This is a genomic window from Mesorhizobium sp. M6A.T.Cr.TU.016.01.1.1 (genome assembly GCF_003952585.1).
Taxonomy (GTDB): Bacteria; Pseudomonadota; Alphaproteobacteria; order Rhizobiales; family Rhizobiaceae; genus Mesorhizobium; species Mesorhizobium mediterraneum.
Genome location: NZ_CP034452.1, coordinates 4698516 through 4716628, shown reverse-complemented (window position 1 = coordinate 4716628; position 18113 = coordinate 4698516). Strand labels below are relative to the sequence as shown.

Genomic DNA, 18113 nt, shown 5'->3' with positions numbered 1-18113 from the left:
AAGGATTTCGCCAATCTTCAGCGCTGCAGAAAGGGAGCCGAGGTGGCCGGCTCTCCCTTCTCCCCTTGTGGGAGAAGGTGGCCGAGCGCAGCTCGGTCGGATGAGGGGTGTTCCAGCTTGGCACCGATAGCGCTCTGGCCAGCACCCCTCAACCGTCTTGGCGCTGCGCGCCAATCCACCTTCTCCCACAAGGGGAGAAGGAAGAAGGGCGGAGCGATGCTCTCCAGAAAATTCCTACGCCGAACGGCCATCACCGCCGCCGCTTGCGCCGGCCTCATGGCCATCTCCGCCGCCACCCTTTGGCAGCTCGACCGCGCCTTTCCGCCGCCGCTGCCGGCCGAACCCACTGTGTCGACCGAGGTGCTCGACCGCGACGGCCAGCTTCTGCGCGCCTTCGCCACGCCGGACGGCTACTGGCGGCTCGCCACCCGCCTCGACCAGGTCGACAAACAGCTCGTCGACATGCTGGTGACGTACGAGGACAAGCGCTTCTGGGACCATCAAGGCGTCGACGTGCTGGCGCTGGCCCGCGCCGCCGGTCAGTTCGCGACCAATGGCCGTATCGTCTCCGGCGGCTCGACGCTGTCGATGCAACTTGCCAGGCTGGCAGAGCCGCGCGACAGCCGCAGCCTCGGCTCGAAGATCAAGCAGATGCTGCGCGCGCTACAGATCGAGCGGCGGCTCACCAAGCGCGAGATCCTCGAACGCTATTTGACGCTGGCGCCCTATGGCGGCAACCTCGAAGGCGTGCGCGCCGCCTCGCTGGCCTATTTCGGCAAGGAGCCAAAGCGGCTGACGCTCTCGGAGGCCGCCCTGCTCGTCGCGCTGCCGCAATTGCCGGAAAAGCGCAGGCCCGACCGCAACCTCGCGATCGCTCACGCCGCTCGCGACCGGGTGCTGGCGCGCATGGTTTCATCAGGCCTGCTTGGCGAGCGCGAGGCCGCACGTGCCGCGCTCGACGACGTTTCAGCCATCCGCCGCACGCTGCCGGCGCTCGCCGCCCACGCCGCCTATGCGGTGCTGCCCAAGGCCGTCCCCGGCCAGAAGCTGCAACTGACGATCCGCAAAAGCGTTCAGGAAGGGCTGGAACAGGTGGCCAGGGATGCCGCAACCAGGCTCGGGCCCCGCCTGTCGGTCGCTATGGTGCTGGCCGACGCCCGCACCGGCGAAATCCTCGGCGAGGTCGGCTCGGCCAACTTTTTCGACGCCAGCCGCTCCGGCTGGATCGACATGACCAGGATTGTGCGCTCGCCAGGTTCGACGCTGAAGCCGTTCATCTATGGGCTCGCCTTCGAGCAGGGACTGGTCGCGCAGGAAACTCTGATCGACGACAGTCCGGCGGATTTCGGAGGCTATCGGCCGAAGAATTTCGACATGGGCTACCAAGGCGACGTCAGCATCCGGCAGGCGCTGCAATTGTCGCTCAACGTGCCGGCGATCAGGGTGCTTGACGCCGTCGGGCCGGCGCGGCTGCTCGCGCGCTTTCGGCAGGCCGGCGTCACGCCGATCCTGCCGGTCAACAAGGCGCCGGGTCTCGCCATCGGCCTTGGCGGCGTCGGCGTGACGCTGCGCGACCTCGTCCAGCTCTTTGCCGGGCTTGCCAATGGCGGCAAGGCGCACACGCTGCATGACGGCACCGAGCCGGCCAATGCCGAACGCTCCACCACTACCATCCTCGACGATCAGGCGAACTGGCAGATCACCGACATATTGTCGGGCGTCAAGCCGCCGGAGGGCGCCGCCCAGCGCGGCATCGCCTACAAGACCGGCACCTCCTACGGCTACCGCGATGCCTGGTCGGTCGGTTTCGACGGGCGTTACGTGCTGGGCGTCTGGGTCGGCCGTCCCGATGCCGGCGCGGTGCCCGGCCTGTCCGGCTATGTCTCGGCCGCACCCATCCTGTTCGAGGGCTTTGTCCGCGCCGGTCTGGCCGCCGTGCAACTGCCAAGCCGGCCGGCCGGCGTGGTCAGACCCAGGCGCGACGATCTGCCGGTGACATTGGCGCGCTTCGGTTCTGGCGCCGATGGGCTGGTCCAGGCGACGCCGACCGAGCCCGCGCCGACGATCATCTTTCCGCCTGACGGCGCCCGCGTCGATCTCGACACCACTACCGCCGAAGCCTCGCCACTGGTGCTGAAGCTGCAAGGTGGCCGCGCGCCGTTCCGCTGGCTGGCAAATGGCAAGCCGCTGGTCGGCATCGACCGGCGACGCACCGCGACCTGGCAGCCGGACGGCGCCGGCTATTCGACCCTGACCGTGATCGACGCGGCCGGGCGCGCGGCCAGCGTGAAAGTGTTCGTTGAATAGAATGCGCCAAGCGATTCAGCGCATTGCGTTTTGCGCCCCGCTGTTGGCTGCCGGTATTGTCCCCGTCTTTTCCGCAGACCTCCCCGCCGGCTTCGTCCGCCTTGCCGACATTGACCGCACCATCCGGCAGGACATCCGCTATGCCGGCACAGACAATTTCCTGCACCGCAAGGCGAGCGGCTATGATGCGCCGCTGTGCATCCTCACCAGGCAGGCCGCCGAAGCGCTTTCCGGCGTCCAGAAAGCGATTGCTGCCGAAGGGCTGACGCTGGTCGTGTTCGACTGCTACCGCCCGGCGCGCGCGGTGTCCGATATGGGCGAATGGACCAGGGAAGGCGGACCACCCGACCCGCAATGGTATCCGGCGGTCAAGCGCAAGGACCTCATCGCCAAGGGCTATATCGGCGAACTGTCGACCCATTCGCGCGGCTCGACCGTCGATGTCGCGATCGCGCGAGCCGACCGCAACACCGCCACCCCGAAACCGGCCTGCGGTGTATCAGATGCCGACATGCTCGATTTCGGCACCGGCTTTGACTGTTTCGACCCAATGAGTGAAACGGCGCACCGTCCGCTCGCCGAGGAAGCAACCGCAAACCGCAAGAGGCTTATCGAGACCATGCGCGCCGGCGGCTTCAGGAATTATCCGCGCGAATGGTGGCACTTCACGCTGGAAAACGAGCCATTTCCGAAGCAGCGCTTCGATTTTCTCGTCACCGCCGACTGAACCTGTGGCCACCGCGAAAGCAAATCGCGCCCAGATCACATCCAGCCATTGCCGAGGCGCGACCTGTCTCTAGATAGATCGCTTCATGAGCCCGGATTCGGCACCCCGGCGTCGAGAGGAAAGAATTTCTTCATGAAACCAAAGATCAGCGAAAAATTGCTTCTGAGGGACAAAAAAAGCAACATTGAGTGCATCTAATTTCTACCAATTCGGTAGATTTGAGGTGATCTCAACGGAGGCGTAAATGACCAATCCTCATTTCAGGAAACTGCTCGGCGCCCTTGTCGCTGCATCGGTCCAATTCGGAACACTCGGTTTCGCGTTTGCCGATACCACCATTCTCAACGTGTCCTATGATCCGACGCGTGAGCTATACAAGCAATTCGACGAGGCCTTTGTCGCCCACTGGAAGGCCGAGACCGGTGAGACGGTAACCGTCCAGCAGTCGCATGGCGGGTCGGGCGCGCAGGCCCGCGCCGTGATCGACGGCCTCGACGCCGACGTGGTGACGCTGGCGCTCGAAGGCGACATCAACGCCATCGTCTCGAAATCGCAGAAGATCAATCCCGACTGGCGGACCAAGTTCGAGAACAATTCGGCGCCCTACACCTCGACCATCGTCTTCCTTGTCCGCAAGGGCAATCCGAAGGGCATCCAGGACTGGGGCGACCTCGTCAAGGACGACGTCCAGGTGATCACGCCGAACCCCAAGACTTCGGGCGGAGCGCGCTGGAACTATCTCGCCGCCTGGGCCTATGCCAACGCCAAGGATGGCGGCGACGAGGTCAAGACCAAGGAATTCGTCGGCAACCTCTACGCCCATGTTCCGGTGCTCGACACCGGCGCGCGCGGCTCAACGGTGACCTTCGCGCAAAAGGGCCTGGGCGACGTGCTGCTGGCCTGGGAAAACGAAGCCTATCTGGCGCTCGACGAGTTCGGCGCCGACAATTTCGATATCGTCTACCCGCCGACCTCGATCCTGGCCGAGCCGCCGGTCGCCGTGGTCGACGCCAATGTCGATGCCAAGGGCACGCGAAAAGTCGCCGAAGCCTATCTGGGCTATCTCTACTCCAAGGAAGGCCAGACGCTGATCGCCAAGAACCACTATCGCCCGTCGAAGCCCGATTTGGTGCCGGCGGAGGACCTCGCCAAACTGCCGGAGATCAAGCTGATCACCATCGACGATCCACTTTTTGGCGGTTGGAAGAAGGCGCAGCCTTACCATTTCGGCGACGGTGGTATATTCGACCAGATCTACAAGCCGGCCCAGTAGGCCTAACAAGCTAGACTCTAGATCAGGACGACATGACCACAGCACCCGCAAAAGCGGGGTGGCGGTTCAGACAGCCGAGCGTCATTCCGGGTTTCGGATTGACGCTCGGCTTCTCTCTTGCCTACCTCACGCTCATCATCCTCATCCCCCTTTCCGGGCTGATCTGGCGATCGGCCGCGCTCGGCTGGGCCGATTTCTGGGCGATCGCCACCGATCGCCGCACCGTCAACGCGCTTGAAATCAGTTTTGGCACCGCTTTCATTGCCGCCGCGGTCAATGTCGTCTTCGGCACGATCGTCGCCTGGGTGCTGGTGCGCTACAACTTTCCTGGCCGCCGCATCGTCGATGCAATGGTCGACCTGCCCTTCGCGCTGCCGACGGCGGTCGCAGGCATCGCGCTGACCACGCTCTACGCGCCGAATGGCTGGCTCGGCAGCCTGCTGGCACCGCTCGGCATCAAGGTCGCCTACACGCCGCTCGGCATCGTCATCGCGCTGATCTTCATCGGTCTGCCTTTTGTCGTGCGCACCGTCCAGCCGATCATGGAGGAGATCGACAAGGAGGTGGAGGAAGTGGCCGCGACGCTCGGCGCCAACCGCTTCCAGACCATCGCCCGGGTTCTGCTTCCGGGCCTCGCGCCCGCCATTGTCACCGGTTTCGCACTGGCTTTCGCGCGCGGTGTCGGCGAGTACGGCTCCGTCATCTTCATCGCCGGCAACCTGCCCTACAAATCCGAGATCGCGCCGCTTCTGATCGTCATCCGGCTGGAGGAATACAATTATGCGGCGGCGACCGCGATCGCGGCAATCATGCTCGCTTTGTCGTTCGTGATGCTGCTGGTCATCAATCTGGTGCAGACGTGGAGCCGTAAGCGCTATGGCTGACCCGGAGATCAAATCCTACGCACCGCACCACGAAAGCCAGTCGGCGGCAGTGACCGAAAGCCGCCCGGCGAAAGCCGTGCTGATGATCGTTACCTTTGCCTTCCTCGGCATTTTCCTGCTCTTGCCGCTGATCGTCGTCTTCAACGAAGCCTTCGCAAAAGGTCTCGGCGCTTACACGGAGGCGCTGACCAACCCAGACACGCGCTCGGCGATCCATCTGACACTGCTGGTGGCGGCGATCTCGGTGCCGCTCAATGTCGTCTTCGGCATCTCCGCCGCTTGGGCGATCGCCAAATTCGAGTTCAAGGGCAAGGCCTTCCTGACCACGCTCATCGACCTGCCGTTTTCGGTCTCGCCGGTCATTTCCGGCTTGGTCTATGTGCTTTTGTTCGGCGCGCAAGGCCTGCTCGGCGCCTGGCTGAAGGCGCATGGCATCGTCATCCTGTTTGCCGTGCCGGGCATCGTGCTCGCCACCATCTTCGTCACCTTCCCCTTTGTCGCCCGCGAACTGATCCCGTTGATGCAGGAACAGGGCAATGGCGACGAGGAGGCAGCGCTGTCGCTCGGCGCCAATGGCTGGCAGGCTTTCTGGTACGTGACGCTGCCCAACGTCAAATGGGGGCTGCTCTACGGCGTGCTGTTGTGCAATGCCCGCGCCATGGGCGAGTTCGGCGCGGTGTCGGTGGTGTCCGGCCACATACGCGGGCTGACCAACACCATGCCGCTGCATGTCGAAATCCTCTACAATGAGTACAACGCCGCCGCCGCCTTCGCCGTCGCTTCGCTACTCGCGGGCCTGGCGCTCGTCACGCTGGTCTTGAAAACACTTCTCGAAATGCGCTACGGCGCCGAGATCGCCGCGACGCGCGGACATTAATGCCTGTTGCCCAAAAGTGTATAGCGGTTTTGGGATAACGACATGCATCGACAAAAAAGGGACGGTTGATGGAAGTTCGCGTTGCCAACGTGCGCAAGGAGTTTGAGCGGTTTCCGGCCCTCCACGATGTTTCGCTCGACATCAAGTCCGGCGAGCTGATCGCGCTGCTCGGGCCTTCCGGCTCCGGCAAGACGACGCTGCTCAGGCTGATCGCCGGACTGGAGCGACCGACGAGGGGAAAGATATTCTTCGGTGAGGAGGACGCGTCGCAAAAGTCGATCCAGGAGCGTAATGTCGGCTTCGTCTTCCAGCACTATGCGCTGTTTCGCCATATGACGGTCGCCGATAATATCGGATTCGGACTCAAGGTCCGGCACGGGCCGACACGCCCGTCCGCGCAGGAAATCCGCCGCCGGGCCTCCGAGCTTCTCGACCTCGTCCAGCTTTCCGGCTTGGAAAAACGCTATCCGGCGCAGCTTTCGGGCGGCCAGCGCCAGCGCGTGGCGCTTGCCCGCGCCATGGCGATCGAACCGGCTGTGCTTTTGCTGGACGAGCCGTTCGGCGCGCTCGATGCCCAGGTCCGCCGCGAGTTGCGGCGCTGGCTGCGTGATATCCACGACGCCACCGGGCACACCACGGTCTTCGTCACCCATGACCAGGAAGAAGCGCTGGAGCTTGCCGACCGCGTCGTGGTGATGAGCCAAGGCCGCATCGAGCAGGTCGGCACCGCCGATGAAATCTACGACACGCCGAATTCGCCCTTCGTCTACGGCTTCATCGGCGAATCGAGCTCGCTTCCCGTCAAGGTCGAGGACGGCCAGGTCTGGATCGCCGATCGCCCGATCGGCCTCTCCGCGCCACAGGCGCCGCAGGGCGAGGCGACGCTGTTCTTCCGCCCGCACGATGTTGAGCTGGTGGACGAATGCAATGGCTGCATTGCCGGCACGGTCGCCGCCAGCCGCCGCGTCGCCGGCACCAGACGCGTGGAGCTCGAAATCGGCGGCGAGCGTCAGCGGGTCGAGATCGAGCTACCCGTCGACCATCCGGCGGCGCAGAAAAGCCGGGTCGCATTCAGGCCGCGGCGCTGGAAGCTTTTTCCGGCCGCTTAGCCGCAAGGCGATGGTGAATCCGGCTGATGGTGGTCGCCTCTTCATGCTGAGCGACATCGACTACCTTTCAACGCGCCTTTAGCGAGAGCACCAAGGTCATCGGATTTTTTGGGGAAGCAGCAAAGCCGTAGTGCTCATAGAAAGCTTTCGCTTCAGCCGATATGGCATGAACAAAAATGCCGCGAATCCCGAGGATCGTCGCGGCATGGCCGGTGCGCAGAACGGCATCTTGCAAGAGCGCTGCGCCTAGCCCCTTCCCTTGCCAGCTTGCGTCCACGGCGAGACGCCCGAGCACAGCCATAGGGACGGGATCCGGCATGTTGCGGCGAATGGCGCCTGGCGCTTCCGCAAGATCGAGCCCACCCGAGGACAGACAGTAGTAGCCGACAACGCGCACGCCTTCCGTTACGACATAAGTGCGCGACGCGCCGCTGACCTGGTTGGCCCGCGCCCTGCGGCGAAGCCATTGATCCAGGCTCTCGGTCCCGCTTTGGAATAGTTCGAGATCGTGGTTCTCGGCAAGAGGCGTGGGCGCCGACAGCATCAGCCCTGCCAGGGCTTGGGCGCATTCATAAGGCGTGCAAAACCTTCGCCGCTCGGTGGCTCGTCAAGAATGTCGAGATAGTGTTGGTAACTCTCGGGATCGACCTTGATCAGCGCTTGATCGAGCAACGTGTCCTCGGCCGCGCGGTAGGCGGCATCGATCATAAAATCGGAGCGGGTTTTACCGCGTATTTTCGCGGCGCGGTCAATCAGAACTCGCACATCCTCTCGGATGCGCAGATTGACAGGCTTGGCGTGGGTTTCAGGTGCAGTTTTTGTCATTGAGGACTCCTCTTTCCCACCATAACACTCCGCATACACAATGTGTATCTATTTCATTGCCTCACTAGGAAGGTGATTGGAAAAGCACCGGCGGTGTGGCGGGAACACACCGAAATGACTCTGCTTGGAAGAAAATCCTAGCAATGGGCTGTCTCGGCAATCTTTTTTCTCACAGCAACACCATAGATCCGGCTTGCATGCCTCGTCGTCTCGGGCATCGTCCGATTATTCTGCGGCATTCGACAAACGACATTTTCAGGAGCCCGTTTTCATGAAGCGATTTTTGCTTGGCGTCGCCACATTGGCCGGTCTGTTCCTGGCATCCTCCCAAGCCTGGTCGGCCGACAAATTATTGAACGCGTCCTACGATGTCGGCCGCGAATTGTTTGCGCAGGTCAACAAGGCCTTCATCGCTGGGCACCCCGGCGTCACCATCGATCAGTCGCATGCCGGGACGTCGGCGCAGGCGCGCGCCATCGCCGAGGGGCTCGGCGCCGATGTCGTCACCTTCAACCAGGTCCTCGACATCGACTTTCTGGTCTCGAAGGGTCTTATCTCCGCCGACTGGCAAAAAGACTTCCCCGACAATGCCTCGCCTTTCTATTCGCTGCCGTCCTTTTTGGTGCGCGCCGGCAATCCGAAGAACATCAAGGATTGGAACGATCTCGTGCGCGACGACGTCCAGGTGATCTTCCCCAATCCAAAAACGTCGGGCAATGCGCGCTACACCTATCTCGCGGCCACCGCCTACGCCAAGGAAGCCTTCAAGGGCGATGACGCCAAGGTGAAGGAATTCGTCACCAAACTCTTCAACAACGTGCCGATCTTCGACAGCGGCGGACGCGCCGCCACCACCACCTTCGTGCAGCGAGAAATCGGCGACGTGCTGATCACCTTCGAGTCGGAAACCCGCGGCATCAGCAGGGAGTATGGCGAGGACAAGTTCGAGCAGGTGACGCCTTCGGTCAGCCTGTTGGCGGAGTTTCCGGTGGCGATCGTCGACACGGTCGCCGACGAGCACGGCACACGCGATCTCGCCAAGACCTATCTCGACTTCCTCTATACGCAGGAGGGCCAGGACATCGCCGCCCGCAACGGCCTGCGGGCCCGCGACGCGGCGGTCGCGGCCAAATACAAGGCTGAGTTTCCCGATGTCCGCCTGCTGACGGTGGAAGATGTCTTCGGCGGCTGGGCCAAGGTCCAGGCCGAGCATTTCGCCGCGGGCGGATTGCTCGACCAGACCTACGGCAGTCGCTGAAGCAAGCGATCTTCGAACTGATACGAAAGTCGGCTTTTGCCGGCTTTCTTCGTTTTTCGCTCCGGAAAGGTGATTTCCCGCTTTCCGGGCGCCTGCCATCCAAAAACGTTACGAAGAATCAACGCGTTTGCGCGCAATGTGTCAGCAGGCGGCTTGTCTGCGCGAACGGCATCGCAAGGCTCAACCGTCATGATTTGCACACAAACAGCCGCCAGACGCGGGTGGTTGGGGCTTCATGGGTTGACTCGGGCATGCTGACCAAAAAAGGCAAATACGGCCTCAAGGCCCTCGTGCATCTGTCCGGCCTGCCGGTCGGCCAGCTCGCATTCGTCAATGACATTGCGGTCGCCAACAACATCCCGAAGAAATTCCTGGATGCCATTCTGGGCGAGTTACGCAATGCCGGCTTCGTCCAGAGCCGCAAGGGCAAGGAGGGCGGCTATCGCCTCGCGCGGCCGGCCTCCGAGATCAAGATCGGCCATGTCGTGCGTGTCCTCGACGGGCCGCTGGCGCCGATCCCTTGCGCCAGCCGCACGCAGTACCAGCGTTGCGAGGATTGCGACGAGGCGACCTGCCAGGTCAGGCACATGATGCTGGAGGTGCGCCAGGCGATCGCCGAGGTGCTGGACAATCGCAGCCTCGCCGCCATGCGCGATGCCGACAATGACGATTTTCCGGTCGAACTGACGTCGCAGATCTAATCTAAATTTAGGCCGTAGACTCATAAGCGCGGAGCCAAAGCCGCATTGACCGAGACAATGATCTGGACCTCCTTTTTTGCTGTCACAGCCTGCTGGTGGGCGCGAACGGAAGGTTCTGTCGATCATCTGGATCTCGCCGTCGTGCGCAGCCGTGATACACTCCATCAGTCGGCCCCGCACGCCTGCCTTCCGCCATCGCACGAAGCGGTCGACGGCGGCTGCGCCCCTTGGCCGGCGATCGTCTGGAGCGCGCCGCTTCCCCAGGCCCTCCCATTTCGGCAAAGCCTAGTTGACGGGAAAGAGCGGATCGATCGTCATTGTCTGCTCTCCGGCGCGTAATGGAGGATGACAACACCTGACTTGAGCGTCCTCGTCTCCAGATGCTTCAGGGGTGTCCGGTTCGGGCCGCCCTTGAAGAGCGGCGTGCCTCTCCCGAGAATGACGGGGTTGATCCCGAGGTGATACTCGTCGATCAGTCCGTGCTCCATCAGGGTGGCCGTGAGGTCGGCGCTGCCGAACACGAAGATGTCTCCGCCGTCCCTGGTCTTCAGCTTGGAGACTTCTTCCGCGACATTGCCGTTGAAGAGCTTCGTGTTGTTCCAGTCGGCGCTTTTCAGCGTGCGCGAGAAGACCACCTTCTCGATCTTGTTCATGAAATCCGCGATCCAGCCTTGCTCGGACGGCCAATAGGCTGCCATGAGCTCGTAGGTCACGCGACCGAAGATCAGCGTGTCGGCCTTTTCCTGGGTCTCACGAATGTAGTTCTCAAGTTCTTCTTCGAAGACGAACCAGCTGATGTCCCTGTCCGGACCTTCGAAGAAGCCGTCGACGGTCATCATGTCCCATATGATCAGTTTTCTCATAGAACCCCCCTCTTCATGTATCCCTTTGTGAATTCTCGGCCCTATCCCGCGAACCGGAAGCGCATGTTGGTGATTTGCCCCGCTTCCGAGATCTCGGTCTTCTCCAGCCTGACCGGCTCCATGCCTTCTGACTGAAGAGGCGGATGCCGCCGCCGATGAGGACGCGACACGGATGAGGACCTCGTCCACAAGCCTAATTCGGGGCGAGTCGCAGCACCTCAGCGGGATGCGACGAAGCGTTCCAGTTTGCCCAGAGTTTGCAGTCCCAGCTCCACGGCACCGAAGCCCTTCGCCTCCTGGAACTCGGCAGCCGTGCTGAATACCATGCCTAGCGTTACCTTCGTTGCCCCGTCCTGATCCTCGAACGAGGCCCAGGCGTCGGCATGTTTCGGCCCGTTTTCACCCCAATGCAGCGTATAACCGATCCTCTCCTCGGGCCGGACCTCGTTATAGAGATGGTGGTTCGGGAAGACCCTGCCGTCAGGCGCGATCATGTCGAATACCCATTCGCCGCCCGTTCGCAAGTCGATCCTCTTCGTCCGACAGGAGAAGCCTTCCGGCCCCCACCATTGCGGCAGCGTTTCAGGATTCATCCACGCGCCCCACACGATGGACCGCGGCGCCTGAATCACCCGCTGCAGCACCATGGTCCGTTCAGCCGCGCCCGCGAGGTTGTCTAGTCCCGCGCCGAAGCCTTCCCGATAGCCTGCCTCCATGTCCTCCGCCAGCGAGGAAAGCTGCACCGTCACGACCAACCGGCTGCGCTCGTCCGCACCTTCGAAATCGGCTGTCACCAGCGCTGCTGATTGCGTCACGCCTTCGGACGAGATCACCTCGTAGTCCACGCTGCACAGCGCCGGCTGCAACGCCAGCCAGCCGCACTCGCAGCGGATGTCCGGATGGCCCTCTACCTTGCAGAGCGAGACCTCGCGTCCACCCACCCTGGTATCGACCTCCAAGAACTCCACGGTGACCGAGGGCGATGGCGCAGCCCAGATCGCCCGCGCGGCCGGAGCCGTCCATGCCTCCCACAGCACGGCCAGTGGCGCGGCCACGTCCCGTTCGAAGGTGAGCGTCGCAAAGCGGCCCTTCCTTTCATCAGGCACCGCATGGGTCGCACTGTTTGTAGCGAGGTTCTGTGTCATTCTGCGCGCTCCTTCATCACATTCATCACAAATGCGTCCAACCGGTCGAGCCGAGCTTCCCAGATGGCCCGCTGTTCATCGAGCCATGTCCGCGCTGGGTCCAGAGCCTCGGGCACGATGGCGCAGGTGCGTATCCGCCCGTCCTTGGAGGTGGAGATCAACCCTGCCTCCTCCAGCACAGAAAGGTGCCGCATCACCGTGGGCAGACGCAGTCCCGTCGGACCAGCCAAATCCGTCACCCGCGCAGGCCTTTCGGCGAGTCGAGTCAGGATCGACCGACGGGTCGGATCGGCCAGAGCGCGGAAGAGCAGCGATAGATCGGGATAATGCTTAGCCATATCGCTAACTATCGCCCACTTTTCCGGTGGCGCAAGCGAAAACTTCGTCAAGTCGCTAAGTTTTTTTCCCAACGCGCCGAGTTCTCGGAGTAGGCGGCTTCCATTGCCGAGTCCGCTGAGAAGTTGCTCGCAGCGATGCGAGCGCAGGCCGATGCCTGCAATCGAAGACAAATTCCTGAAGCCGCCAGTCCGCTTCCCACCAATCTCAGCCGTTCGCGTTTTATGGGTTCACGGACTGGCACCCTGAAAGCGAGAGCCGCGCCGGCGAGCCGGCTCATGAATTCGCCTCGAACAGGCTCACGGCGTCGGCGACAATGTCGGCGATCGGGCGCGTCGCATCGAGCGTCACTGCGTTCTCGTCGGCTGCCGGCGCTTCAAGCGTGGCGAACTGGCTGTCGACCAGGCTTGCCGGCATGAAATGGCCCTGGCGGGAGCCGACGCGCTGCTTGGCGGTCGCTGGATCGATTTCCAGATAGAGGAAAACGATATCCTGGCAAAAGCCACGCAGGCGCTCGCGGTAGCTGCGCTTCAGCGCCGAGCAGGCGGCGACGACACCTTGCCCATCGCCGACCGATCCCGCAATGCGCCGGCCGATCGCGTCGAGCCAGCCTTCGCGCAATGCGTCGGTCAGCGGCTCGCCGCTTGCCATCCGCGCGACGTTTTCCGGCGGATGCAGCCTGTCGCCCTCGACGAAGATGGCGCCCAACGCTGCGGCCAGCGCTTCGCCGACGGCCGACTTGCCACAGCCGGCAACGCCCATCACCACGACGGCCGGTGCGGACCGGACGGGATCCCTCTGCAATTGTGCTGCCTTTTCGTCCACGATGCGGTCAGCGGCTGGCCGGCGCGCGGCCGTAAAGCAGGAGCATGGCGACGATGACGACGCCGTAGATGATCTGCCGCCCCGCCTCAGGCATCTGCATGACCGAAAGGATGGATTGCAGGAGCGTGATCAGGATGACGCCCGCGACGGTGCCGAGATAGGAGCCGCGGCCGCCGAGGATCGAGGTGCCGCCAAGCACGACCGCTGCTATCGACGGCAGGAGATAGGCATCGCCCATCGACTGTGCCGCCTTGGAGGCATAGCCGGCCAGAAGCACGCCGCCGAAAGCCGAGAGGCCGCCGGACGCGGCGAAGGCGATCAGCACCACGCGCCGCGTATCGATGCCGGAGAGGTAGGCGGCGCGCTCGCGATTGCCGATGCCGTAGACCGTTCGGCCGAAGCCGGTGCGGGTCAGCACGAAAACCATCGCAGCACCGATCAGCGCCCAGATGATGACGGCGTTGGGCACTCCGGGAATGGCAAAGCCGGTCGCCAGATAGCGCATCGCCCGGGTCGCCGAATCCTGCGGCGAGAAGCCGCCCGTATAGACCACCATCAGCCCTTGCGCGACGGCGTTGGTGGCGAGCGTGATGATCATCGAGGGAATGCGCAGATAAGCGACACCGATGCCGTTGACGATGCCGATCGCGACACCGCAGAAAATGCCGAACGGGATGGCCAGCGCCACGCCGACCGGGCCGTAGGCGGCGGCCGCACAGGCCATCATCGCGCCCGCCGCCACCGACCATGGCACCGACAGGTCGATCTGGCCGAGCAGGATGACCAGCATCATGCCGGTGGCGATAACGCCGAGAAACGAGGCCACCTTGAGCTGCTGCAGCAGATATTCCGGCGACAGGAAGCTGCGCGAATAGAGACTGCCGACAAACAGCAGCAGCACGATGCAGGCGAAGGCGGTCAGCACGGCCGGGTCGGCGCGGCGGATGAATTTCGGCATGCGGCCGGCGATGCCGCCGATGGTCGTTTCGCTCACAGGAACCACTCCAGGCGGTTGCGGACCCTGAACAGGGCGAAGGCGCCGAGGCTGACCGCGATCAGCAGGATGACGCCCTGGAACAGCGGTTGCCAAAGCGGATCGAAATCAAAGACGAAGAGCAGGTCGCCGATGGTGCGGAAGGCGAGCGCTCCGAAGATCGCGCCGATGGCACTGCCCTTGCCGCCGAACAGCGAGACGCCGCCAAGCACCACGGCGGCGATCGAGAACAGCGTGTAGGCATTGCCGCTGGCATAGGCCGCCTCGCCCGTATAGGTGAAGAAGGTCAGGAACAGCCCGCCGATCGCGGCCAGCAGGCCGGCCAGCGCATAGGCGGCGAATTTTCCGCGGCGGATCGGCACGCCGGACATGTAGGCCGCCATCTCCGAAGATCCGGCCGCGTAGGCCGCGCGGCCAAGCACCGACCGGCTGAACGGCACCCAGACCACGAGCACAACGGCCAGCAGCACCACCAGGCTCGCCGGCACCACACCGAACAGCCGCCCGGTCAGCGCGTCGGCAAGATCCTCGTTGACCGAACCGCCCGGGAAGGGTCTCAGCAGCAACGCGATGCCGAAATAGACCGCACCGGTGGCGATGGTGGCAACGATCGGCTGCAGCCGTCCGTAGATGACGATGGCGCCGTTGATCGCCCCGCACAGCAGCCCTGTGCCGAGCACCGCGACGACGCCGAAGGCGGTCTCGATGCCGGTGCCGACGACCAGCCATGAGGCCAGGCAGTTGGTCAGCAGAAAGATCATGCCGACGGAAAGGTCGATACCGGCTGTGATCACCACCAGCGTCTGCGCCATGGCGACAAAGGCGAGCAGCACGCCCTTGTTCGAGGCCGTCTGCACGACATTGGCGGTAAAGCCCGCCGGATGGTTCGAGGTGTAGATCGTGAACATCACGATGAAGATGCCGAACGCCAGCAGCGTTCCGCGTTGTTCGGCAAGCCAGTAGCGCCAGTCCTTCACGCGTCCGCTCCTTGGCTGACAGGCATCTCTTCGCCGTGGATGTTGAGCGCGCTGGCGATCAGCGCCCGCTCTGTGATCTCGGCGCCGACCAGCTCGCGCTTGACCGCCCCGTCATAGAGCACCAGCACCCGATCGCAGCAGCCGATCAGCTCGTCATAGTCGGTGGAGTAAAACAAGATCGCCGCACCTTGGTCGGCGAGCTTGCGCATCAGCTGATACAATTCCTGCTTGGTGCCGACATCGATGCCTCGCGTCGGATCGTTGAGCAAGATGATGCGCGGCTGCCGCATCAGCCATTTGGCGATGACGACCTTCTGCTGGTTGCCGCCGGACAGCGCGCCGACCGGAATGTCGAGACCGGCCGTCTTGATCGCCAGCAGACCGACCATGTCGTCGATCAGCCGCTGCTCGGCGGCACGGTCGATGATGCCGGCCCTGGACAGCCGGTCGAGCGCTGCGAAGGAGAGATTTTCGCGTACCGTCATCGGCAGCATCAGGCCTTCCGTCTTGCGATCCTCCGGGATCAGCGCCATGCCGATCCGGTCATCGCGCGCCGCGGCCGGGCTGGCGATGGTCGCCGGTCTGCCATCGATCAATATCTGGCCGCTGAGGCCGCGAAGCACACCGAAGAAGGCGAGCAGCAATTCGCGCTGACCCTGGCCGTCGAGACCGCCGAGACCGACGACCTCGCCTGCCCCGACCGACAGCGAGATATTGTCCAACCGGTCGGTCCAGGACAGTTTTCGCGCCTCCAGCACCGGAGCGGCGGTGGCCGGCGCGCGCACCGGTTTTGGTGGGAAGATGTGGCTGTATTCGCGGCCGATCATCAGCTCGACGACTTCGTTGTCGCTCTTCGTACCTGCAGCGTAGCTGGCGACATTGCGGCCGTTGCGGAACACCGTGCACTGGTCGGCCAGCTCGGCGATCTCGTTCATCCGATGCGAGATGTAGAGCAGCGCCAGCCCTTCCGAGCGCAGCCGCTTCAAGACGCCGAATATCTTGGCGACGTCGGCCGCGGTGAGCGCTGAGGTAGCCTCATCGAGGATCAGGATGCGAGGCTTCCTGGCAAGTGCTTTGGCGATCTCGACCATCTGCCTTCTTGAAAGAGGGAGGTCCTTGACCAACGCCAGCGGGTGGATGTCGGCAGCGCCCGCGCGAGCAAGGGCATCTTCCGCAATGCGTCGCTGCGCCCTGCGGTCGATCATGCCGAAGCGCTTGGGCGGATCGGAAATAACGATGTTATCGGCGACGCTGAGTTCGGGGACGAGCGACAGTTCCTGGAAGATGCAGACGATGCCGGCCTGGTTGGCGGCGGCCGGCGACGCGAAGGTCACCTCGCTTCCGTCCAGCATCATGCGGCCTTCGTCAGGCGCGACGACGCCGGCCATGACCTTGATCAGCGTCGATTTGCCGGCGCCGTTTTCGCCAAGGATGGCGTGAATGCTGCCCGACGTGACCGAAAGCTCGGCCTTTTCCAGCGCCCGCACACCGCCATAGCGCTTGGATATGCCCTCCATGCGGAAGAGCGGAACCGCACCGTCCATCGGCCCCTCCCAAGGCGCTTGTTCTTCGGGACCGGCGCCGCGGGATTATCCCGAGGCGCCGAGCGATCACTCTATTGGTTTTCCTTGCTCTGGCCCATGATTTCCTGCGCGGTGAAATTGATGCCGCAGGTCGGGAAGGAATTTCCGACGAAGAAATTGTCGGACTGGTCGGGGAAATAGTCTTGGCCTTCCTTGAAGTTCGGATCCTCGACGATCGCCAGCGGCAGCTTCACCGCTTGCGGGATGACCTGGCCTTCGAGCGCTGCGATCGCCGTCTTGATGGCGACCGCCACCTGGGCGGGCCCGGTTCCGGCCGACGAGCATTTCAGCCCGTCTGCGGCAAACTTGGCGCAGAATTTGCGGAAGCCATTCTCCGTTTCGCCGCCGAACGGCACGAACGGATGCTTGGCATCCATCATCGCCTGGACGATGCCGGTGTCGCCGCCCTGCCCGGTGACGCCGTCGAAGGGACCGTTAGTGGCGATCGCGTCGGCCGAGGCCTTTTGCGCCACGCCATCATCCCATTTGCCGACGACTTCGGTGACCTCCCACTTCTTGCCTGAAGCATCGAGGACCTCGTGGATGCCATTGTGGCGGTCGGTGTCGACCGACGTGCCGGCAACGCCGCGCACCTCGAGGATCTTGCCACCATTGGGAATATGCTTGATCAGCCAGTTGGCCCACAACTCGCCAAGGCCTTTCTGGTCGACATTGACGTTGATGGCGTCCTTGGTGTCGAGAATATTGTCGAAAGCTACCAGCACGACGCCGGCTTCCTTGGCGCGCTTGATAACCGGTCCGAAAGCCGTCGGATTCTGCGCGTTGACGACGATCGCGTCATAGCCGGAATCGATGAAGTTGTTGATCGCCGAAATCTGCGCCGGCACGTCTTCGCCGGTCGAGACGACTTTGAATTCTTTCAGTTTGGCGGCGACCTCCGGCTGCGCCGCATAGGCCTTCGCCGTCTGCACCATCTGGATGCGCCAGGTGTTGGCGATGTAGCCATTGGCGAGCGCAATGCGGTATGGGCCTTCCTTTTTAGGAAATTTGAAGAACTGCGTATCGGCGGCCCATGGCGCAAAGCAGTCCGGCTCGGCGGACGGGCCCGTGACGATTTCGGGTTCGGCGAGCGCCGACGAGCTCAGCATGACGAATGCAGTGGCGGCAACGATGCCACCAACGAGTGACTTGATCATCGATATTCCTCCCAGTTGCAGTTTCTGATTGTTCTTACGCGTCTCGCGCGTTTGGCCCGGCACCTCCCGCCTTGCCCGTCGCGCTTTTTCAGGTGGCCGAATGCCGACCCGATCTCCTCCCTTGCCGCTCGGCAACCGAAGTAAAAACTATCATATTATATATAATAAACAAGTTGAGCTGTCGCTTATATATAATAAACAGACTTTGGCCCTTGCCGCGAGTTTACCCAAGCATGGATGGTAGCGCTACCATGACGTAGTGTAAAGTAGCA

The 18113-nt window shown here is 62.9% G+C and carries 18 protein-coding genes and 1 pseudogene; 8 read left to right on the top strand and 11 right to left on the bottom strand.

Going from position 1 to position 18113, the window contains the following annotated elements:
* The first annotated feature begins 216 nt into the window (after positions 1–216).
* The 6 genes from pbpC to EJ075_RS22830 all read left to right on the top strand — a co-directional run bounded on the left by pbpC (position 217) and on the right by EJ075_RS22830 (position 7177).
* Positions 217–2307 (top strand): penicillin-binding protein 1C, encoded by a 2091-nt coding sequence (gene pbpC / locus EJ075_RS22855; protein WP_126105837.1) that lies wholly within the window; start codon positions 217–219, stop codon positions 2305–2307.
* A 1-nt stretch (position 2308) separates the two neighbouring features.
* A complete protein-coding gene (locus tag EJ075_RS22850; RefSeq protein ID WP_126105836.1) occupies positions 2309–3034 on the top strand; it encodes a M15 family metallopeptidase in 726 nt (241 codons plus the stop codon).
* Positions 3035–3278: 244 nt separating this feature from the next.
* Positions 3279–4307 carry a sulfate ABC transporter substrate-binding protein gene (locus EJ075_RS22845; protein WP_126105835.1) on the top strand — a complete coding sequence of 343 codons (1029 nt, stop codon included), beginning with the start codon at positions 3279–3281 and terminating at the stop codon, positions 4305–4307.
* 32 nt (positions 4308–4339) lie between these two features.
* The gene (gene cysT, locus EJ075_RS22840) at positions 4340–5191 is read left to right on the top strand and encodes a sulfate ABC transporter permease subunit CysT (RefSeq protein WP_095482918.1); all 852 of its coding nucleotides are present in this window, start codon (positions 4340–4342) and stop codon (positions 5189–5191) included.
* Positions 5184–6068, top strand: coding sequence for a sulfate ABC transporter permease subunit CysW (cysW, locus tag EJ075_RS22835; RefSeq protein WP_095482919.1), 885 nt, complete (start codon positions 5184–5186; stop codon positions 6066–6068). Before cysT ends, cysW begins: the two co-directional genes overlap by 8 nt.
* Positions 6069–6136: 68 nt before the next feature.
* The gene (locus EJ075_RS22830; RefSeq protein ID WP_126105834.1) at positions 6137–7177 is read left to right on the top strand and encodes a sulfate/molybdate ABC transporter ATP-binding protein; all 1041 of its coding nucleotides are present in this window, start codon (positions 6137–6139) and stop codon (positions 7175–7177) included.
* A gap of 67 nt (positions 7178–7244) precedes the next feature.
* Here EJ075_RS22830 and EJ075_RS22825 read toward each other — a convergent pair whose 3' ends face one another.
* Together EJ075_RS22825 and EJ075_RS22820 are read right to left on the bottom strand one after the other, a co-directional pair.
* Entirely contained in the window at positions 7245–7721 is a 477-nt protein-coding gene (locus tag EJ075_RS22825; RefSeq protein WP_126105833.1) for a GNAT family N-acetyltransferase, read from the bottom strand.
* Positions 7721–8002: a DUF1778 domain-containing protein gene (locus tag EJ075_RS22820; protein WP_095482922.1), complete on the bottom strand. Its 282-nt coding sequence runs from the start codon at positions 8000–8002 to the stop codon at positions 7721–7723. The genes EJ075_RS22825 and EJ075_RS22820 overlap by 1 nt, the downstream gene beginning before the upstream one ends.
* Positions 8003–8273: 271 nt before the next feature.
* On the opposite strand from EJ075_RS22820, the gene EJ075_RS22815 reads away from it, so the two are divergent.
* Positions 8274–9260: a sulfate ABC transporter substrate-binding protein gene (locus EJ075_RS22815; RefSeq protein WP_126105832.1), complete on the top strand. Its 987-nt coding sequence runs from the start codon at positions 8274–8276 to the stop codon at positions 9258–9260.
* A gap of 251 nt (positions 9261–9511) precedes the next feature.
* Positions 9512–9961: an Rrf2 family transcriptional regulator gene (locus EJ075_RS22810; RefSeq protein ID WP_006202816.1), complete on the top strand. Its 450-nt coding sequence runs from the start codon at positions 9512–9514 to the stop codon at positions 9959–9961.
* A gap of 111 nt (positions 9962–10072) precedes the next feature.
* Here EJ075_RS22810 and EJ075_RS33805 read toward each other — a convergent pair.
* From EJ075_RS33805 to EJ075_RS22765, 9 genes and pseudogenes are all read right to left on the bottom strand, one after another.
* A pseudogene (locus tag EJ075_RS33805) lies at positions 10073–10171 on the bottom strand (IS5/IS1182 family transposase); the annotation flags it as partial.
* Positions 10172–10275: 104 nt separating this feature from the next.
* The gene (locus EJ075_RS22800; RefSeq protein ID WP_126105831.1) at positions 10276–10824 is read right to left on the bottom strand and encodes a dihydrofolate reductase family protein; all 549 of its coding nucleotides are present in this window, start codon (positions 10822–10824) and stop codon (positions 10276–10278) included.
* Positions 10825–11042: 218 nt separating this feature from the next.
* The gene (locus tag EJ075_RS22795; protein WP_126105830.1) at positions 11043–11969 is read right to left on the bottom strand and encodes an SRPBCC family protein; all 927 of its coding nucleotides are present in this window, start codon (positions 11967–11969) and stop codon (positions 11043–11045) included.
* Positions 11966–12307 (bottom strand): metalloregulator ArsR/SmtB family transcription factor, encoded by a 342-nt coding sequence (locus tag EJ075_RS22790; RefSeq protein ID WP_126107425.1) that lies wholly within the window; start codon positions 12305–12307, stop codon positions 11966–11968. Before EJ075_RS22790 ends, EJ075_RS22795 begins: the two co-directional genes overlap by 4 nt.
* A gap of 274 nt (positions 12308–12581) precedes the next feature.
* Complete coding sequence (locus tag EJ075_RS22785; protein ID WP_095482927.1) at positions 12582–13067, bottom strand: gluconokinase; 486 nt, start codon at positions 13065–13067, stop codon at positions 12582–12584.
* A 70-nt stretch (positions 13068–13137) separates the two neighbouring features.
* On the bottom strand, positions 13138–14124 hold the full coding sequence (locus EJ075_RS22780) for an ABC transporter permease (RefSeq protein WP_126105829.1): 987 nt from the start codon (positions 14122–14124) through the stop codon (positions 13138–13140).
* Positions 14121–15101 (bottom strand): ABC transporter permease, encoded by a 981-nt coding sequence (locus tag EJ075_RS22775; protein WP_126105828.1) that lies wholly within the window; start codon positions 15099–15101, stop codon positions 14121–14123. Before EJ075_RS22775 ends, EJ075_RS22780 begins: the two co-directional genes overlap by 4 nt.
* Positions 15098–16645 (bottom strand): sugar ABC transporter ATP-binding protein, encoded by a 1548-nt coding sequence (locus EJ075_RS22770; protein WP_126105827.1) that lies wholly within the window; start codon positions 16643–16645, stop codon positions 15098–15100. The genes EJ075_RS22775 and EJ075_RS22770 overlap by 4 nt, the downstream gene beginning before the upstream one ends.
* A gap of 71 nt (positions 16646–16716) precedes the next feature.
* Positions 16717–17841, bottom strand: a complete 1125-nt coding sequence (locus EJ075_RS22765; RefSeq protein ID WP_095482929.1) for a sugar ABC transporter substrate-binding protein — start codon at positions 17839–17841, stop codon at positions 16717–16719.
* Positions 17842–18113: the final 272 nt, after the last annotated feature.